Raw genomic sequence first — 17,749 nt, 5'->3', positions numbered from 1 at the left:
GCGCCACTTGCGCGAATTGCGGATGGGCAGCGGTTGTCGTTGCTCGTGATTCATTTGCCCAGTGCCGCTTTCAACAACTTGCTGTGAGTGTGAACGTAGTGCAGGACATACAAAGAGATACTGTGCAGCGGCGATAGTTTCATGACCTCCCGACGGATGCGCATATCTTCTTTCAAGGCATCGAAGCGACGGCTGGTGGAAACCCCGGTGGTGTCGAAGATGCACAGCGGCGAGGCGATTTTCAGCACGTCGCGCTTGTGGTCCTGGCCCTGCAGGAATTCGACGATCATGCAATAGTCCGCCGAGAGCTTGAAATCCTCACGGAAGCGCACGTTACGCAGCCTTTCGTTCTCGAAATACATCGCCTGGTGGCTGGACGGCATGCCCAGTACCAGGTGCTCGATCTTCTTGGCGTTCTGTGGTGTGAGGCGCCCTTCAGCGTTCTGCAAGTAGTAGTCGCCGTAGACGTAACGCGGCTTGCTGGGCGCCTGTTCGATGGCGTCGGCAACCCTCTGCAACACGTTCTCGTCGTAGAAGGAATCACCGCTGTTCAGGAACAGCGTGTAACCCTCGGTGGCCGAGCCCTTGATCAGGCCCTTGTTCATGGCGTCGTAGAGGCCCTTGTCGCGCTCCGAGGTGATCTCGGCGTAGGGCTCGTCGATGGTCGCCAGCCACTCGGCGCCACCGTCGTTGGAGGCACCGTCGACGACGATCCAGCGGAAATTCCGATAGGTCTGGGCAGCCACACTCTGGTAGGTCTGTTTGAGGCCTTCCAGATTATTCCAGTTGATGGTCACGATACTGAAGTTTGTCATGGCGTGTGCCTCTGAGCTCTCGAGTCGGGGATTTTTCCGTTGCGTAGGCGCGGGAGAAGTACAGGAAACAGGCGGCGCCGATGCCCAGCACGTCACCGCCGTACATCAGCGAGTTGGACAGGAACATGTTGAGCATCTGGAACCAGAACACCAGCTGGAAGGCATTGAGCAGCGGGCCCTTTTGCGGGCAGCGTTTCATGATGCGCAGGTAACCGGCGTAGAAGATCAAGGCGATCAGCGGCGTAAGGAACCCGTAGCGGTAGTACACGCCGAAGATGCCCACGTCCGACAGGTAGAAGTGCGGGTTGTAGAGCGCTCCGAAGCCGCCTTTCCACTGCAGTGACAGCGACCCCATGCCGATGTACCAGTTGTCGGCCACGGCGCCGATGATGATCGACGTGGTGGTATCCCGTACCCCGGGCCCGGTGGTGGCCTCGTCGAGCAGGGCTTCGAACTTGGCGAACTGCTCGTAGTAGAACTCCGGGAAGATGAAGTACGACGCGACCAGGATGGTGGCCGCGAGCAGGCCGAGCTTGATCAGCGAGTCGATGCGGTCACGGAAGATCCACAGGCCGGCCAGGCACCAGATGATCATGGTCTGACGGGTCTGCAGGACCAGCCACAGGTACGAGGCGAAGAACAGCAGGGTGACCACCTTGAACAGCGAGATGCGCGCTTTCATGCTGTACATGAGCATGAAGGCGCAGATGGTCACGTAGCTCGAGCCGATCCGGAAACGGTTCGGGCGCAGCAGTACTTCGCCGGCCTCCTTGGCATCCATGGTGAACGACACGCCGGTGTTTTCCGGGATGATACCGAAGTAGTAGCAGTAGCCGACGAAGGCACAGGCCAGCCCCGAGTAGAGAAAGAAGGACTCCAGGTGCTTCTGGGTGGGGGCGGTCTTGATCAGCAGGAACAGCGCCGGGAAGAACACCAGGTAGGCGAAGCTGCGGCGCTCTTCGAGCAGGCCGTAGATGAACGGCTGATCGAAGTTGAGCTCCGCCATGATCGCCGAAACGACCGGCAGCACCAGGCCCATGAAGATGATCCACAGGCTGGTCTTGGACTGGTATACGCGCTTCCACACCAGGAACAGGGCCGCAGCGCTACCTACTACGCCGAGCAGATAAAGCTCGCGCAGGTAGGGGATGCCGGCCTTCTTGTCGTCGGTCAGAAAGAAACAGGCCGAGTTCAGGACAAACAGGATCAGCAGCAGGTTGCGGTATGCCAGGAATTGCTTGAACAAGCTCGCGTTCCCATATCGAAATTGTCGTGGCTCGCAAGCCGACGCCGCGTTGAGTGGCTTGCGAGAGGTCTAGTACAGCGCTTGCAGGTAGTCCCGCGTATTGCGGTGTATGCGAGGTTCGTCGTGTATCTGCTCGATAGGCCACCAACGGTAGCGACCGTGCTGCACGCTGGGCGGTTGCAGGCTCTGCTGAGCGCCCAGCTGCAGGGCGTAGGCGATCACCACATAGTGGGTGTCCGGTGCTTCGCCAAACACGCTGTCGTCATAAAAGTGCTCGTAGACGCCGAGCAGCCTGCCCTGATCGCGCCGGAATGCCTGCCCCAGCTCTTCCCCGGTCAGGCGTTCGAAAGCGGCATCCAGGGTTTCATTCTTGAGAATGCGCCCACCTGGAGCGAACCAGCTGCCCTGGGCGGGGCGGTTGAGACGCTCGCCCAGCAGCAGCTCGCCCTCTGCGTTGCGAACCAGCAGATCGATGGACACCAGCGGCGTGCTGGCGACCACGGTCTTGAAGGTATCGGTCGGCAGAAACATCAGCTGCGCACATCGTCGATGTGTTCGACGAACCAGCGGTAGGCGTCACGCAGGCCGGTTTCCAGGTCTATGCTCGCCGTCCAGCCAAGCTTGGCCAGGCGCGATACGTCCATCAGCTTGCGTGGCGTACCGTCGGGCTTGCTGCTGTCGAACGTCAGGCGACCCCGGAACTCGGTGACCCGTGCGATGGTTTCCGCCAGCTCGCGGATGGTGCAGTCCTGCCCGGTGCCGACGTTGATGTGCGAGAGCATCGGCTGGGTGTGCGCCTGGTAGGTGACGTCATCCAGATTCATCACGTGCACGCTGGCGGCCGCCATGTCGTCGACATGCAGGAACTCGCGCATCGGCGTGCCGCTGCCCCAGATCACCACCTCGTCGTCGCCACGCAGGGTCGCTTCGTGGAAGCGGCGCAGCAGGGCGGGGATGACGTGGCTGTTTTCCGGGTGGTAGTTGTCGTGGGGGCCGTACAGGTTGGTCGGCATCACGCTGCGGTAGTCACGGCCGTGCTGGCGGTTGTAGCTTTCGCACAACTTGATCCCGGCGATCTTGGCGATCGCGTAGGGCTCGTTGGTCGGCTCCAGTACGCCGGTCAGCAGCGCCTCTTCACGCATCGGCTGCTCGGCATGCTTGGGGTAGATGCACGAGCTGCCGAGCGACAGCAGGCGGTTCACGCCGGCATTGTGCGCGGCGTTGATGACGTTGGCTTCGATCATCAGGTTCTGATAGATGAAGTCGGCCGGATACTGGTTGTTGGCGTGGATGCCGCCGACCTTGGCAGCGGCCAGGTAAACCTGGTCGATGCGCTGATCGGCGAAGAAGCGCTGCACGCTGGCGGCGTCGACCAGGTCCACGCTTTCACGGGGCGCCGTGATGATGTTCTGGTGCCCCAGGCTCTGCAGGTGACGCACGATCGCCGAACCGACCATCCCGCGATGGCCGGCGACGAAAATGCGCTGATCGAGAGAAGTCGCAGTCATCCTCAGTTCTCCACGGATACCGGCAGATCGTGGCCGTGCTCACGCAGCAGCGCGTGGCGCTTGGCGACCTTGAGGTCTTCACGAACCATCTCGGCGCACATTTCCTGAACGGTGATTTCCGGTGTCCAGCCCAGCTTGGTCTTGGCCTTGGTGGGGTCGCCCAGCAGGGTTTCCACTTCGGCAGGGCGGAAGTAGCGCGGGTCGATGCGTACCACCACATCGCCGACCTTCAGGGCCGGCGCGTTGTTGCCTTCGATGCGTTCGACGATGCCTTGCTCGTCCACGCCAGTGCCTTCGAAACGCAGGTGTACGCCCAGCTCGGCGGCAGACCAGGTGATGAATTCACGTACCGAGTACTGCACGCCGGTGGCGATCACGAAGTCGTCTGGTTGATCCTGTTGCAGCATCATCCACTGCATGCGCACGTAGTCCTTGGCATGGCCCCAGTCACGCAGCGAGTCGATGTTGCCCATGTACAGGCAAGGCTCGTGACCCTGGGCGATGTTGGCCATGCCACGGGTGATCTTGCGGGTCACGAAGGTCTCGCCGCGACGTGGCGACTCGTGGTTGAAGAGGATGCCGTTGCACGCGTACATGCCATAGGCTTCGCGGTAGTTGACGGTGATCCAGTAGGCGTACAGCTTGGCGACCGCGTAGGGCGAGCGCGGGTAGAAGGGGGTGGTTTCCTTCTGCGGGGTTTCCTGCACCAGGCCGTAGAGCTCGGAGGTCGAGGCCTGATAGAAGCGGGTCTTCTTTTCCAGGCCCAGCAGGCGGATGGCTTCGAGGATGCGCAGGGTGCCCATGGCGTCGACGTCTGCGGTGTATTCCGGTGCTTCGAAGCTCACCGCAACGTGGGATTGCGCGCCGAGGTTGTAGACCTCGTCAGGCTGCACTTCCTGAATGATGCGGGTCAGGTTGGACGAGTCGTTGAGATCGCCGTAGTGCAGGATGAAGTTCTGGTTGTCGACGTGCGGATCCTGATAGATGTGGTCCACGCGCTGGGTGTTGAACGACGAGGCACGACGCTTGATGCCATGCACCTGGTAACCCTTCTCGAGCAGAAACTCGGCCAGGTAGGAGCCGTCTTGACCCGTGATACCGGTGATGAGCGCTTTTTTCTGTTCCATTGCGATACCTGCGATGTTCAATTGATAGTGGGGTTGTCTAATCGCTGCGCGCGGTCAGTTGGGGCGCACGCGCTTGAGCAGCAATTGCAGGCGTTCCATGACGCCGAGAAAAATGATCCGTACCGACGGAAACTTGTAAAAGAAACGGTAGATGTCGTACTCCGCCTTCTGCCGCACTTTGCTGTCGCTGGTAAGGTCGGCGGAGTCGATCAGGGCTAGGCCCTCACCTTCGATGTTGTGCAGGATGCTCAGTTCCATGGGCTTCATGGAAAGGGCGAAATTGTGCAGCCCACGGGCATGTGTACGGGTCAATTGCAGCCCTTTGCAGGTTTTGCTGCCGTACAGGTTGACCGTGAAGTCGTAGTCGGCGAGTACCGGGTTGCGGCGCTTGATGCACGACGCCAGCAGCTCGCAATAGGCGTCGTAGACCGACAGGCTGTCCTCGCGGCGGGCGAACGTGTAGTCGACCGCTTTCTGCTGGATCGGCACCTGGAAGCGCGACGAGGCGATGTTGAAGTGCTGCCCCGGATCGCCGAAGTTGGTGGTCAGCGAGCGGAACGGGTACACGAAGTACAGGTCCCGGGAAATGATGTAGGCGGTGTACAGCTTGAGCCACGAGGACTCCGGCCAGCCGCGGATGTCCGCGGGGATGCCGTCGATATGGCTGATGTCGGTGCCGTTGCTTTCCAGCCACTGGCGGAAGCCCTGCCAGTGCCGGCGCGACCATGCCTGGCCCCAGGACGCGGCCATCTGAATGAAGTGCACATGGGAGTCGCCATCGTCGACCGGCATGAAGGGCAGGTCGACGGTCTGGCTGAACTGCACGCTGTACAGGCTGATGCCGGCCACGCCGACGTCATCGGCATAGGCCTGCAGGGCTTTGTGGGTGTAGTCGTAGAAGAACGGTGAAACGAACAGATCGTCCTCGAGGATGATCACGTCGCCGTACTGCTCGGTCAGGTCGCCACAGCTCAGCACGTGCTGACGCAGGCCAAGGCGCTGCGGATGGGCGATGATGCGCTTTTCCCCGTGGGGCCAGTCGAACGCTTCGGCAACCTTGCGTGGCTCCGGGTTGCCGGAGTTGTCGAGGCTGATCACCAGGCGCACGTTGCCTTCGGGGTACTGCGCCTGGATCAAGGAGCCCAGCAGGCGGCTGAGGCTCTTGGGGCGGTTGTAGCCGATGACGACGATAGTGGGCAATTGTTCGGTCATAGGATCGAAGCCGGTCTCTGTAGAAAAAGGGTTGAGCCGATCACGGCAGGCACCTCACGCCGAGCGCTGGCCCAGGCACCGCTTCGCACGCCTGAGCGGGTGCTAGGCGTGTGATGGTGGCAGGCGAGGTGTGCAGCGTGCTGGCCAGGCGCAGAAGGTTCTGCGCCGTATTGCTTCCGGCACGCCTGGTGGACGTGCGGGGCAGGGTGGGCCAAGGGAGAGTGATGACGTCCATGTCAGCGGCGGCTCAGCCGTTCACTTGTTTACGGCCGATGCCGTAGTAATCGAAGCCTTCACGGTTCACCTGGCCGAGGTCGTACTGGTTACGGCCGTCGATGATCACAGGCTGCTTGAGCAGTTTTTTCAATGCTTTGAAGTCCGGGCGGCGGAACGGCTTCCATTCGGTGACCAGTACCAGCGCGTCGGCATCTATGGCGGCCTCGTACTGACCGTCGACGATCTGCAGGCGGCCTTCGCTGAACCAATGCTCGGGGAACTCGCGTACGGCGGTTTCCCGGGCGATCGGGTCGAAGGCTTTGACCTTGGCGCCGGCGTTGATCAGGCTGTTGATCAGTACCACGCTGGGCGCTTCGCGCATGTCGTCGGTACCCGGCTTGAACGCCAGGCCCCAGACGGCGAAGGTGCGGCCCTTGAGGTCACCCTCGAAATGTGCGGCGAGCTTGTTGAACAGCGATTGCTTCTGTTGTTCGTTGCGCGCTTCGACGGCTTGCAGCACCTTGGGTTCGAAGTCGTTCTGGTGGGCGATGCTGATCAGCGCCTTGACGTCTTTCGGGAAGCACGAGCCACCATAGCCGCAGCCGGCGTAGATGAAGTGATAGCCGATACGCTGGTCCGAACCGATGCCCAGGCGCACGTTCTCGATGTCCACGTCCAGGCGGTCGCAGAGGCTGGCGATTTCGTTCATGAACGAAATCTTGGTCGCCAGCATGGCATTGGCTGCGTACTTGGTCATTTCCGCATCACGCACGCCCATGAACTTGATGCGCGGGTTATTGCGGATGAAGGGGGCATACAGCTCGCTCATGGCCTGGCGGGCGCGCTCGCTGTCGGTACCGATGATGATCCGGTCCGGGTGCATGAAGTCATCCACCGCCGCTCCTTCCTTGAGGAATTCGGGGTTGGAGACCACGTCGAAACTGATGTCCTTGCCGCGTAGTTCCAGCTGTCCGAGGATTTCGGCGCGCACCAGGTCGGCGGTTCCCACGGGGACCGTGGACTTGTTGATGACCGTGGTGTGGCGGGTCATCTGGCTGCCGATCTGACGGGCCACTTCCAGTACGTAGCGCAGGTCGGCGGAGCCGTCCTCACCCGGTGGGGTGCCCACAGCGATGAACAATATGTTCGACTGCTCCATGGCTTCGGGCAGCGACGTGGTGAACAGCAGGCGACCCGCCTTGAAGTTCTCCTCCACGACGGTTTCCAGGCCTGGCTCGTAGATCGGCAGGACGCCGCGTTTGAGGTTTTCGATCTTCTTCGGATCGACATCCACGCAGACAACCGTGTTGCCCATCTCGGCGATGCATGCGCCGGTGACGAGGCCGACGTAGCCGGTTCCAACGACAGTGATATTCATGGATAAGAATTCCTTGAGTGAGCGTTAATCGTTACGTGACGCCATGGGGCATCGTTCAATAAATGTCGCGCGAGAACAGGGTGAAAGGCGTCTTCACGAGGATCTTGATGTCCAGCCACAACGACCAGTTGTTGATGTACGCCAGATCCTGTTCCACGCGTTGCTGCATTTTTTCCAGGGTTTCGGTTTCACCGCGATGGCCGGTCACCTGAGCCAGGCCGGTGATGCCCGGCTTGAGGCGATGGCGGGCCATGTAGGCGAGAATCTTGTCGCTGTAGTAGTTGTTGTGGGCCACGGCGTGGGGACGCGGACCCACCAGGGACATCTCGCCGCGCAGCACGTTGAGCAACTGCGGCAATTCGTCGATCGAGGTGCGCCGCAGGAAGCGGCCGACCGGGGTGATACGAGGATCTTCGCGGGTCGCCTGCTTGACCTTCTTGTCGTCATGCATGCGCATGGAGCGGAATTTCCACACCAGAATCACGCCACCGTTCCAGCCGTGGCGCGGCTGCAGGAAGAACACCGGGCCAGGCGACGACAGCTTCACGGCGATGGCAGCGGCGATGAAGATCGGGCTGAGGGCCATCAGGGCGAGGAAGGCGAGGCTGCGGTCCATCAGCTCCTTGCTGAACACGGCAGCTGGGTGCGAACTGATCGGGCTTTCGTTGAGGTAGATGGCCGGCAACTGTTCGATCTGCGAGATCGACTGGTTGAGCAGCGGCATGCTGCCGAAATCCGGCACCCAGACCACGTCCACACTCATGTCGAGCAGGTCGATGTAGAGCTTCTCGATGTGCGAGATCTCGTCCAGGGTCAGGGCGATGTAGACGCGGCGTACGCCGTGTTGCTCGGTCACTTCGCGCAGTTGATGCAACTGGCCGAGAATCGGGAAGCGGCCGTCCTGGGTATGTTCGTCGGGATTCGAGGCCAACAAGCCGATCAGCGGCACGCGGTTGGAGGCCGTCAGGCGTTCCGCGAGCTCGTGGGCTTTCTGCCCGGAGCCAATGATCAGCGAGGCACGCTCGTTACGCAGCTTCTGCGAGTGAAGGCGGGCGAAGTAGCGCAACGGAATGAAGGCGATCGCCTGGGCCAGGAACCCCAGCAGCGCCCATTCACGCATGATTTCGAACGAGAAGCGATCCAGGCTCTGGCTGAAGTAGGCGATGAACAGCAGGCCGGCGAGCAGGGTCAGCCAGCCAGCCAGCAAGTGCGCCAGGCCGGTCAGGTAATTGAAGCGCTTGTGGTACACGCGCAGCAAGCCGTAGGTCGGCACCGAGCCCAGCACCGTCAGCACGATCAGCAGGCGATACTCGGTCGGTACGTCGCCATAACGCTGGATGACCAGGTAGCAGAGCAGCATGCTGACCAGAGTAATGGCACAGGTCCATTGACCCCAGAACGTCAGCCCCCTGCGGTTCTCGGCAGGATTGATCCGTTTGGAAATCATTTGCGGCGATCCTCGTGCAAATCTTTGATGATGTGAGATGCCCCCGGAACACACACGAGAGGCGACCTGTCGCTGTACGGTACGTATGGCGAGACGCTGGGCGAGCCCGACGTTGCAGTGCGCTTGCGCGCCAGTCGGTAGCTGAGGTGCGCCCTGTTGCTGAGCTTTCGACGCATGGTTTCCAACCTCCAACAAATACGAACCCTGCGGCCTGAACCGACAGGCACGCGTTTATCAGGCAGTCAACTAAGCGAAATGCTGGTGTGCGATGCGCCAGGGCGTGTCGATGACCAGACGTTCGGCCTCTCTCTCGCCCAGGATCCGGGCGGCTTGCAGGAGACCTTCTTGTAATTGGGGGGGGCGGTGATCCAGGTTGTGGGCATCGGTCGCCATAATGCTGACCACGCGATGTCTCAGCAGTTCGTGAGCCAGGTGCATTGCTCGTTCACCAAAACGACCAGCGGCGGAAGCGGCCGTCACCTGCAGCAGGCAGCCCTGCTCGATGAATGGCTTGAGCTTGCTCGGCGTGTGCATCAGCGCTTTGTTGCGCTCCGGGTGCGCGATGATCGGCACCACGCCGTTTTCCAGCAGCCACTGGGTCAGGCGCTCGGCACCGAACGGCATCTCCCCGTGGGGAAACTCAAGCAGCAATGCCTGGTTGCCCTCCCATTGGCCGAGGAACGGGATGCTGCCGTCGCGGACACGGGTCATCAGCTCGCCCGAGAAGCGAACCTCGGCGGCAGCGCCGACCTTCAGGTCGATAGCGGCTTCCTGCAGCGCCTGGTTGAAGCGGCTGCAGGCGTCTCGGATGCTGGCGCTGTCGTTCTCATAGCGGCCAGCGTGGATATGCGGCGTGCAGACCACATGGCTGATGCCGTTGGCCACGGCCATGCGAGCCATTTCCAGCGCGGTCGGCAGGTCTGCCGGGCCGTCGTCGATGCCCGGCAGCAAGTGGCTATGCAGATCGATCATCAGATACCTCCTGCCGTCGTGCGCTGGTCGTTCATGGCTATCAGGCCTTGCGGTCGCTGTAGCCGTAGTGGTCGTAGTAGCCGCTGTACTCGCCGGAGCGGGCCGCTTTTTCCACGTCCACCTGATTGAGCACCACGCCCATCACCGAGGCACCGCTCTGCAGCAGGTGGCCCACACCCCGTTGTGCCAACGGGATCGAGGTGGCTTCGGACTTGACCACATAGATGACCGAGTCGGCGAAGGTCGACAGCAGCGACGCGTCACTGACTGCCTGGCTGGGTGGCGAATCGATGATGATGTGGTCGTAACGCTCCTTGATCATTTCCAGGAACTTGGCGAAACGCGGCGATGCCAGCAGTTCCAGCGGGTTCGGCGGTACCGCACCGGCCGGCAGCATGTCCAGGTTGTTGCCCATGTTGTGAATGCAGTCTTCCACCTTGGCGCTGCCGGTGATCAGGTTGGCCAGGCCTGGGGTGCCGACCGGGAAGTCGAAGCTCTTGGCCAGGGTCGGGCGGCGCAGGTCGGCATCGATCAGCAGCACCCGCTGCAACTGACTGAGGGCGAACGCCATGTTGGCCACCAGGGTGCTCTTGCCTTCGCCCGGAGAGGAAGAGGTGACCACCAGAACTTTCTGCGAGCGCGTCGTGTCGGCCAGCATCAGGCTGGTTCGAATGGTGCGAATCGACTCGCAGAAGCGCGCATCCTCGCCATGCTCGAACAGGTGGGCAGCGGTGTACTTGGTGTTGGTGGAAATCAGCGGGACGATCCCGAGAACCGGCAGGTTCAGCTTGTTCTCGACGTCGTCGGCGCTCTTGAAGGTGTTGTTGAGGATGTCGCGGATCACCGCCAGGGCGACACCGAACAGCAGGGCCAGACCGGCAGCCAGGACGATCAGCAGCTTCTTGTTCGGCGCGGCGGCCTGGAGCGGGGCGATGGCCTGGTCGATGATGCGTGCGTTGCTCGAGTTGACGTCCTGGGTGGCCGCGGTTTCGCGCAGGCGGGTCATGAAGGTTTCATACAGCGAACGGTTGCTTTCCACGTCGCGGGTCAGCTCACGCACCTTGAACTCCTTGCGCGAGATATCCTGGATCTGCTCCTTGTTCTTGTCGAAGGAGGCATTCAGAGAGTTCTCGTTGGCGACCGCCAACTGATAGTTGCGCTCGATGCTCGCGACCACCTGCTCGACCTGGGCACGCAGGCTCGCAGACGCAGCGCTGAGGTCAGAGTTGGCAGCTGCCATGGCCGGGTGGCGCTCGCCGTAGCGACGCGACAGCTCTTCGACCTTGGCGCGGGCGCGGGCTTCCTCAGCCTTGAATTGCTGGATCAGTGGATTGCCGAGTACCGCAGGGACGCTTGCCAGGCGACGCCAGTTGGTGGAGCCCATGGACTCGACCTGACGGTACTGGCTTTCCGCTTCGGCACGCTGACGACGTGCGTCGATCATGCGGTCACCGGTCAGCGACAGTTCGTTGTTGCTGATCGTGGCAACGCCGTTGACATCGACCAGGCCCTCGGCTTCGCGATAGGCCTGCAGGCGGTTTTCGGCATCCTGCAGCGAGCTGCGCAGCTCGGTCAGGCGAGTGTTCATCCAGGTGGTGGCCGACAGCGACATTTCCATCTGCGCTTCGAGCTGGCTGTCGATGTAGCTGCTGGCCAGGGCGTTGGCGATCTGCGCCGCGGTCAGGCGATCCGGCAACTCGACGGAAATGCTCACCAGTTGGCTCTTGCCTTCCACCGAGAGGCTGGTGCGATCCATCAGCGTCTTGGTGACGATATCCAGCAGCTCCGCTTCGGTCATCGGCTTGGCCGGTTCGGGCGCATCGACCAGCCCGGTGTACGACAGCACGCTCTGCAGGCTGCGGGCGACCCCGCCGAGGTCGATCAGTGGCTGAGGTTGCTGGCGAGGGTCGAAGTCCGGGTGTTCGGTGAGGTTGAGCTCACGCACGACCTTTTCCGCAACGCCGCGGCTCTTGATCAGGCCGAGCTGGGTCTGCAGGTACTCGTTCACGGCGCCAGTGGTGTCGTAGACCTGCTGGAAGGACACCAGCTGGGTGCCTTTGGTCTCGATCATCACCGTCGACACGGCGCGGTAGATCGGCGTCATGCGGGAGACGGCGAGGGCGGTGACCAGGGTGATCACCACCACGAACAGGACGATGGCCCACTTGCGCATCCAGATGGCGTTCCAGATACGCCGCAGGTCGATGTAATCGCTATCTGCTTCCGACGGCGATGGCTGCCACTGTCGGATCGTTCGTGCAGGACTGTTCATAGTCAGAAGAACCCTTGATCGATGGTGATGGTGTCACCCGGTTTGACCAGGGTGTCGAGCGTGGCCTTTTCCGAAGCCCGGGCTTCGCCCGTGCCACGGGCAATGGTGATGCGCTTGGTGGAGGCGCGTTCGGTGAGGCCACCAGCCAGGGCGATGGCGCGGTCCAGGGTCAGGCCGGGCTGATAGGGATAGCCGCCGGGTGCCTTCACTTCGCCGCTGATGTAGAACTCGCGGTAGGTGGTCACGCTGACGGAAACGCGGGGATCGACCAGATAGCCATCGGCCTTGAGCTTGTCGGTGAGGATGCGCTCGATGTCGCCGGCGGTCTTGTCACTGGCTTCGATCGACCCCAGAAAGGGGTAGGAGAAGGTGCCGGCATCGTTGAGGCGGACTTCCTCGAACGACAGATCCGGCTCGCCGAAGACACTGATCTTGATCACGTCGCCAGAGCTCAGCCGATACTGTGGGTTGGCCTGGGCAGTCGCTGCGAAAGCGAGCATCAGCAATAGCGAGAAGGCTTTGAACAGATGGTGGACTGACATCCGCTTACTCCTTGTGGTTGATTCGTCTCTGGCGCAGGGAAAGAGGCGCCACCGCTCGACTGGAAAGGCGAACGCGAAAAGGTTGATAGGGGTGGTGACGGTGTTCGTCACCCTGTTGAGATGCCCCGGTGCTAGAGGCTCAAACTCAACGACAGCTGATAGATGTTCCGGTCATAGGATTTCTCCCGCACGCTCGAATCGTTTTCGGTGTAGCGGTAACCCAGTGATACATCGACCCAGCGATCCGGGGAGTAGGTGACACCCAAGCCGTAGCTGGTGCGCTCGTCCTTGCGTTCGATCGCCTTGTAGTCGCGATCGGAGAAGCGGTAGTCGAGATCCGTGCGGATGAAAGCCGACCATTCGTGCTCCCAGCTCAGGCGCGTGGTGGTGTCCTGAACCGTGCTCGCACCGTCGTCACCTTCGTCGAAAGCGCGACGGGTGTTGAGTTTGACGACAGAGTAGGTGCGCGGTTCCCAAGCCACACCGACTTCCCACATCGGGCTGGTGTAGTCGTCGCGGGTGCTGCTGTCGAAGTTCTTGCGTTCGGCACCTAAGCGCAGGGTGCCGGCAGTCTTGGCGGTAGCCTCCCAGGTCGCGCCGAACAGGGCGGCGTCGTTGGTGCTGTCGCGATTGCTGCCGCTGCGGATGTAGTCATGGTCGGTATGGCGCAGTTCGACCAGCGATCGCGTGCTGCCACCGAGACGGTGGTACCACACGGTGTTGAACATGGTGCTGTCGCGCTCTTCGTCAGCGTTGAGTTCACCGCTGTTGCGATAGCGGATGCCCTCGCGATTGACGCCGAAGTCCAGCTGGTTCAAGCCACTCAGCGTACCGTAGCTGTAGGTGGCGCCAGCGACGGTGCGGTCGTACTTGTCGTTCTCATTGTCATCGGGATCCGCCAGATCGATGGTCTCCTCGACACGGTGATAGCCGAGGTTCCAACGCAGGCGATTGCGCGAGTTGAATTCGAGAATGCTGCGAAAGCGCAGGTGATGATCGGTATGACTGGCCCGATCGTCAGAGTGGTAGGTCTGGTCGTCGAATTCGTATTCGAGCTGGTAGCCACTGTTGCGCGTCTCGGCGCTGAGCAGAAACTTCGGGTTGATGCTGGTGATCCAGGAAGAGCCGGCGCCGTCACGCAGGCCGCGGTAGTTATCGTCGTAGCTCTCGGTAACGTCGAGGGTAGGCGTGAACTCGAAACCGGCCAGGTCGATGCTCGCCGGGTCGGTTGCCCAACTGGCCGTAGACAGCGTACCTGCCAGCGAAGCCGTCAGTATCTTGGAGAGTTTCATGGTGCCAAATCCCTTCCCGGGGTCGATCGCTTGAGTGGAGTGGCCGGTGACGATGCTGCGGGATGGGCCCGGCAGCTTCTGGTCAATCACCTATCGCGTTGACTTGCGGCCATTTTTCATGACTCATTGGTTGTCGGCTCAGGTAAGAAGTTCCCCGACGGCCGTGAAAGTCATTATCGGCGGTACGACAAAAAGTCAGGGAACTTTTCCTGCGCTCTAATGGTTCACGCTCGCTCACGGGTGCTGCAATCAGGGGCGCTACGCTTCAGGTCTGGAAAAGTGGCCATCGCTCGCCGTCGGCCCATTTCAAACTAACGAAACGGGGGCGGACACGGGTTCAGGGCTGCGGCTCGGCATCCGTCCAGATGCTAGGAGCAATGTATTACAGCTGTGTTAATGTCTAGAGCAATATTCATGCCTTCCTGGCCGTAAAGATAACGACGAGTCCCAACTTCATGTTTCGCATTACTTAGAGAACAAGGCGCAGGGTTCATACCACCCTGTATCGCTGTCGACTTGCAACTGGCAACTGCCTGATCAACCGGTCGATATTAAAGGGGGCATTGTTGTTTTTACCGTACATCGATTGGAGTGTTCATCCAGCAAAACTCGGCAGGAACGCCCACTATGGACTGCTCCACAGCGAAGGGAGCAGGTAATTGCCGAGCGATGTTCGTGGATAGGTCGAAAGCCGACAAGATACTGTTCGAGTGCCATTCGGACTAGACGCGTGCCTGAATGCTTGACTGCCTGGCATCGGGCCGCTGGCCCTCGTCACGGCTGGGGGATGGCGATTTGCGTCGTTGCGAATCGATCCCGGCGCAATGATTCTTTGCATGCCATTGAAGTGCTATTGGCTGATGCTCAGGCCAATCGCCTACAGCAAAGCAGATTCGATAAAGGGCGAATTCAGCAGTGAGTCGCAGAGCCACTCCATACCGACCACGGTATTGCCCTCGTATTGATCCGCTAACTCCCGCTTGATTGTTTCTTCGCTGACCCCCTCGCATCTGTTGCGCGGCTTGCACGATGCAGACAGATAAATACCAGTTGAAAATTAGCTGGTGCCATCGGGATAGCTGCAGGGCTGTTTTTGGCGTCGGCCTTATCCTTTATAAGGCAGCATTGAAGAGTGCCGTTATAGTGGCCAAAAGACAGCTTCATGGCGGCGTGTAGAGTCGAGCACCACTCCGGGTGTTTTTCACTTGTCGTTGTGGGGCTGTCCGGCAGTGCGCTGGCGGCCTCGTCTCTGTTTTGCAATGCCTGTCAGCGCCGAAATACAGCGGATGCACGGACCTCGGGATTGACCAGCGTGCAGCGTTCATCTGCGAAGAATGCCTCGACGTTGGCGAAGGCGTCGCCGAAATACAACTCATAGCCTTCTCGCTCGACATAACCGAGGTGGGGCGTACAGAGCACGGCAGGGTGGCGCAGCAGGGGGTGGTTCGGGTCGACTACAGGTTCCTGTTCGAACACATCCAGCGCGGCGAACCCCGGTCTGCCAAGGTTTAGCGCTTCGAGCAGGGCCCCTGGCGCGATCAGTTCGGCTCTGCTGGTGTTGACCAGCAAGGCGCTGGGCTTCATGGCGGCCAGATCGCTGGCGGTCACCAGGTGGCGGGTGCTGTCCCCCAGGCGCAGGTGCAGGCTGAGCACGTCGGCTTCGGCGAACAAGGCCTGGCGCGATTCGGCCGCCCGGTGGCCATCGGCAATCGCCGCCTTGCGCGATGCTTCGCTGCCCCACACCAGCACCGACATGTCGAACGCACTGGCGTAGTGTGCCAGCCGCCGGCCAATCTTGCCGTAGCCCCAGATACCCAGCGTCTGCCCGGCCAGGCGCTGGCCGAGGTTGACCTGCCAGCGGCCGGCACGCAGCGCGTCGATGGCCGGGAGCAGTTGTCGCCTGGCGGTGATGATCAGCGCCCAGGTCAGTTCCGCCGGTGCAATCGGCGAACCACGGCCTTCCATGATGGCCACCCCGTGGCGAGTGCAGGCGGCAACGTCGAGGTGGCTGGAGACCTTGCCGGTCTGGCTGATCAGCTTGAGTTTCGGCAACTGTTCGAGCAATGCCTCGTCGATGCGCGTGCGCTCCCGGGTCAGCACCAGTGCGTCGGCGTCGGCGAAAAGCGCGGCCAGCCGTTGACGGTCGTCCACGACGTCGTGATAGACGCTGACCTGGTGATCAGCCAGCACGGCGAAGCAGTCGAGGGTATGGATCACGTTTTGATAATCATCCGGGATGACGATATGCATGACGGCCTCCAGAGGGGGGCGGGCTGTACGCAGCGCCTCTGTGCGGGGATACAGGCGAGTGGCAGCCGGCAAGCTGGCCGATACGCTGGAGGGGCAAGGCTATCACCAATGAAGGCGGTGGCGGAGGGCTGTGCTGCGGCAAAGTATTTGTTATATCATAACTTTTCTTTGTGCCGGCCAGCCCTTCCGTCTGCCGGCGTTCTGCCCTGGATATGCCATGACCACTGTCGCAACCGCTCCTCCCGCCGCCCTGCGTCTCACATCCATCGATGCCCTGCGTGGTCTCGTCATCCTGTTCATGTTGCTCGACCATGTGCGAGAGACGTTTTTCCTGCATCGCCAGGTACTCGATCCGATGGACGTGAGCAGCACCGAACCGTCGTTGTTCTTCAGCCGTACCCTGGCTCACCTGTGCGCGCCGGTTTTCATCCTGCTGACCGGCCTGTCGGCATTCCTGTATGGCGAGAAGGCCAGTGGTCGCACGGCGATCAGTGCTTTTCTGTTCAAGCGCGGTCTGTTTCTGGTGGTGCTCGAGTTCACCCTGGTGAACTTTGCCTGGACATTCCAGGTGCCGCCAACGGTGATCTACCTGCAAGTGATCTGGGCCATCGGCCTGAGCATGCTGGCGTTGTCGCTGCTGCTGTGGCTACCACGTGGCCTGCTGATCGCCTTCGGCCTGGTGCTGGTGTGCGGCCACAATCTGCTCGACTCCCTGCATTTCGCTGTCGATTCGGCACTGCACGTACCATGGGCGATTCTCCACGATCGTGGCTGGCTGCAGGTGTCCGACGACCTGCGCCTGCGTACCTCGTACCCGGTGCTGCCGTGGATCGGTGTGATCGCCCTGGGTTACGCCGCCGGGCCCTGGTTCGCCCGTGGCGCCGATGCCGAGGCGCGACAGCAAAGGCTGCTGGGCTGGGGGCTGGGTTCGCTGCTGGTGTTGATCGTGGTGCGCGCCGGCAACGGCTACGGTGAAAAGAGCTGGTCGATGGTCAGCACCTGGCTGGAAACCCTGATGGCAATCCTCAATATCACCAAGTATCCACCGTCACTGGCCTTCCTGGCGTTGACCCTGGGCATCGGCCTGCTTCTGCTGCTGGCCTTCGAGCGCAGCCAGGGCAAGCGCTGGCTCAGGGTTCTGACCGTATACGGGGGCGCGCCAATGTTCTTCTACCTGCTGCACCTGTATGTGTTGAAGCTGATGTACCTAGCTGCCGTTGGCATCTGGGGCACCAACCAGGGCGACTATTTCGGCTTCGATTCGATGGCGGGGATATGGTTGTGCGCGTTTCTGGTTGCCGTGCTGCTGTTCCCGCCAGTGCGCTGGTTCGCGGCCCTCAAGGCCCGCCGTCGTGATTTGACCTGGCTGCGCTATCTCTGATGATCGCCGGCAGGGGCCGATGTCCGCGCCGTTCATCCGCCTGTCGGAGCGGCCGAACATCGGCTGCCCTGGCTCAGTCCGTTGTTAACCA

The 17,749-nt window shown here is 61.2% G+C and carries 14 protein-coding genes; 1 reads left to right on the top strand and 13 read right to left on the bottom strand.

Features of this window, described 5'->3' with window-relative positions; all coding sequences use genetic code 11:
• Positions 1–50 precede the first annotated feature (50 nt).
• The 13 genes from BLR94_RS16335 to BLR94_RS16275 all read right to left on the bottom strand — a co-directional run bounded on the left by BLR94_RS16335 (position 51) and on the right by BLR94_RS16275 (position 16,277).
• On the bottom strand, positions 51–815 hold the full coding sequence (locus BLR94_RS16335; protein WP_084307177.1) for a glycosyltransferase: 765 nt from the start codon (positions 813–815) through the stop codon (positions 51–53).
• A complete protein-coding gene (locus BLR94_RS16330) occupies positions 778–2,061 on the bottom strand; it encodes a hypothetical protein (protein ID WP_084307178.1) in 1,284 nt (427 codons plus the stop codon). The genes BLR94_RS16335 and BLR94_RS16330 overlap by 38 nt, the downstream gene beginning before the upstream one ends.
• A gap of 69 nt (positions 2,062–2,130) precedes the next feature.
• Positions 2,131–2,592 carry a GDP-mannose mannosyl hydrolase gene (locus BLR94_RS16325; protein WP_084307179.1) on the bottom strand — a complete coding sequence of 154 codons (462 nt, stop codon included), beginning with the start codon at positions 2,590–2,592 and terminating at the stop codon, positions 2,131–2,133.
• Positions 2,592–3,569 carry a GDP-L-fucose synthase gene (gene fcl, locus BLR94_RS16320; RefSeq protein ID WP_084307180.1) on the bottom strand — a complete coding sequence of 326 codons (978 nt, stop codon included), beginning with the start codon at positions 3,567–3,569 and terminating at the stop codon, positions 2,592–2,594. Before fcl ends, BLR94_RS16325 begins: the two co-directional genes overlap by 1 nt.
• A gap of 2 nt (positions 3,570–3,571) precedes the next feature.
• Positions 3,572–4,696 (bottom strand): GDP-mannose 4,6-dehydratase, encoded by a 1,125-nt coding sequence (gene gmd / locus BLR94_RS16315; protein WP_084307181.1) that lies wholly within the window; start codon positions 4,694–4,696, stop codon positions 3,572–3,574.
• A 54-nt stretch (positions 4,697–4,750) separates the two neighbouring features.
• Positions 4,751–5,908, bottom strand: coding sequence for a glycosyltransferase family 2 protein (locus BLR94_RS16310; protein ID WP_084307182.1), 1,158 nt, complete (start codon positions 5,906–5,908; stop codon positions 4,751–4,753).
• Positions 5,909–6,155: 247 nt separating this feature from the next.
• Positions 6,156–7,502 carry a UDP-glucose dehydrogenase family protein gene (locus BLR94_RS16305; RefSeq protein ID WP_084307183.1) on the bottom strand — a complete coding sequence of 449 codons (1,347 nt, stop codon included), beginning with the start codon at positions 7,500–7,502 and terminating at the stop codon, positions 6,156–6,158.
• A gap of 55 nt (positions 7,503–7,557) precedes the next feature.
• The gene (locus tag BLR94_RS16300) at positions 7,558–8,949 is read right to left on the bottom strand and encodes an undecaprenyl-phosphate glucose phosphotransferase (protein ID WP_084307184.1); all 1,392 of its coding nucleotides are present in this window, start codon (positions 8,947–8,949) and stop codon (positions 7,558–7,560) included.
• 246 nt (positions 8,950–9,195) lie between these two features.
• On the bottom strand, positions 9,196–9,921 hold the full coding sequence (locus BLR94_RS16295) for a tyrosine-protein phosphatase (protein WP_084307185.1): 726 nt from the start codon (positions 9,919–9,921) through the stop codon (positions 9,196–9,198).
• A gap of 40 nt (positions 9,922–9,961) precedes the next feature.
• Positions 9,962–12,193 (bottom strand): GumC family protein, encoded by a 2,232-nt coding sequence (locus tag BLR94_RS16290; RefSeq protein WP_084307186.1) that lies wholly within the window; start codon positions 12,191–12,193, stop codon positions 9,962–9,964.
• A 2-nt stretch (positions 12,194–12,195) separates the two neighbouring features.
• The gene (locus BLR94_RS16285) at positions 12,196–12,735 is read right to left on the bottom strand and encodes a polysaccharide biosynthesis/export family protein (protein ID WP_084307187.1); all 540 of its coding nucleotides are present in this window, start codon (positions 12,733–12,735) and stop codon (positions 12,196–12,198) included.
• Between the two features lie 131 nt (positions 12,736–12,866).
• Complete coding sequence (locus tag BLR94_RS16280; RefSeq protein ID WP_084307188.1) at positions 12,867–14,027, bottom strand: outer membrane beta-barrel protein; 1,161 nt, start codon at positions 14,025–14,027, stop codon at positions 12,867–12,869.
• A gap of 1,266 nt (positions 14,028–15,293) precedes the next feature.
• A complete protein-coding gene (locus BLR94_RS16275; RefSeq protein WP_084307189.1) occupies positions 15,294–16,277 on the bottom strand; it encodes a D-2-hydroxyacid dehydrogenase family protein in 984 nt (327 codons plus the stop codon).
• Between the two features lie 217 nt (positions 16,278–16,494).
• Here BLR94_RS16275 and BLR94_RS16270 point away from each other — a divergent pair, with 217 nt between their 5' ends.
• Positions 16,495–17,658 (top strand): acetyltransferase domain-containing protein, encoded by a 1,164-nt coding sequence (locus tag BLR94_RS16270; protein ID WP_084307190.1) that lies wholly within the window; start codon positions 16,495–16,497, stop codon positions 17,656–17,658.
• The last annotated feature ends 91 nt before the right edge of the window (positions 17,659–17,749 follow it).

Origin of the sequence: Phytopseudomonas flavescens, assembly GCF_900100535.1 — a bacterium.
Lineage (GTDB): Bacteria > Pseudomonadota > Gammaproteobacteria > Pseudomonadales > Pseudomonadaceae > Aquipseudomonas > Aquipseudomonas flavescens.
This window is presented reverse-complemented; position numbering and strand designations above follow the sequence as displayed.

Bases quoted from the DNA above. Each gene is read 5' to 3' on its own strand.
- BLR94_RS16335 (WP_084307177.1), bottom strand. From the start codon at position 815: ATGACAAACTTCAGTATCGTGACCATCAACTGGAATAATCTGGAAGGC.
- BLR94_RS16325 (WP_084307179.1), bottom strand. From the start codon at position 2,592: ATGTTTCTGCCGACCGATACCTTCAAGACCGTGGTCGCCAGCACGCCG.
- fcl (WP_084307180.1), bottom strand. From the start codon at position 3,569: ATGACTGCGACTTCTCTCGATCAGCGCATTTTCGTCGCCGGCCATCGC.
- gmd (WP_084307181.1), bottom strand. From the start codon at position 4,696: ATGGAACAGAAAAAAGCGCTCATCACCGGTATCACGGGTCAAGACGGC.
- BLR94_RS16310 (WP_084307182.1), bottom strand. From the start codon at position 5,908: ATGACCGAACAATTGCCCACTATCGTCGTCATCGGCTACAACCGCCCC.
- BLR94_RS16305 (WP_084307183.1), bottom strand. From the start codon at position 7,502: ATGAATATCACTGTCGTTGGAACCGGCTACGTCGGCCTCGTCACCGGC.
- BLR94_RS16300 (WP_084307184.1), bottom strand. From the start codon at position 8,949: ATGATTTCCAAACGGATCAATCCTGCCGAGAACCGCAGGGGGCTGACG.
- BLR94_RS16295 (WP_084307185.1), bottom strand. From the start codon at position 9,921: ATGATCGATCTGCATAGCCACTTGCTGCCGGGCATCGACGACGGCCCG.
- BLR94_RS16290 (WP_084307186.1), bottom strand. From the start codon at position 12,193: ATGAACAGTCCTGCACGAACGATCCGACAGTGGCAGCCATCGCCGTCG.
- BLR94_RS16285 (WP_084307187.1), bottom strand. From the start codon at position 12,735: ATGTCAGTCCACCATCTGTTCAAAGCCTTCTCGCTATTGCTGATGCTC.
- BLR94_RS16280 (WP_084307188.1), bottom strand. From the start codon at position 14,027: ATGAAACTCTCCAAGATACTGACGGCTTCGCTGGCAGGTACGCTGTCT.
- BLR94_RS16275 (WP_084307189.1), bottom strand. From the start codon at position 16,277: ATGCATATCGTCATCCCGGATGATTATCAAAACGTGATCCATACCCTC.
- BLR94_RS16270 (WP_084307190.1), top strand. From the start codon at position 16,495: ATGACCACTGTCGCAACCGCTCCTCCCGCCGCCCTGCGTCTCACATCC.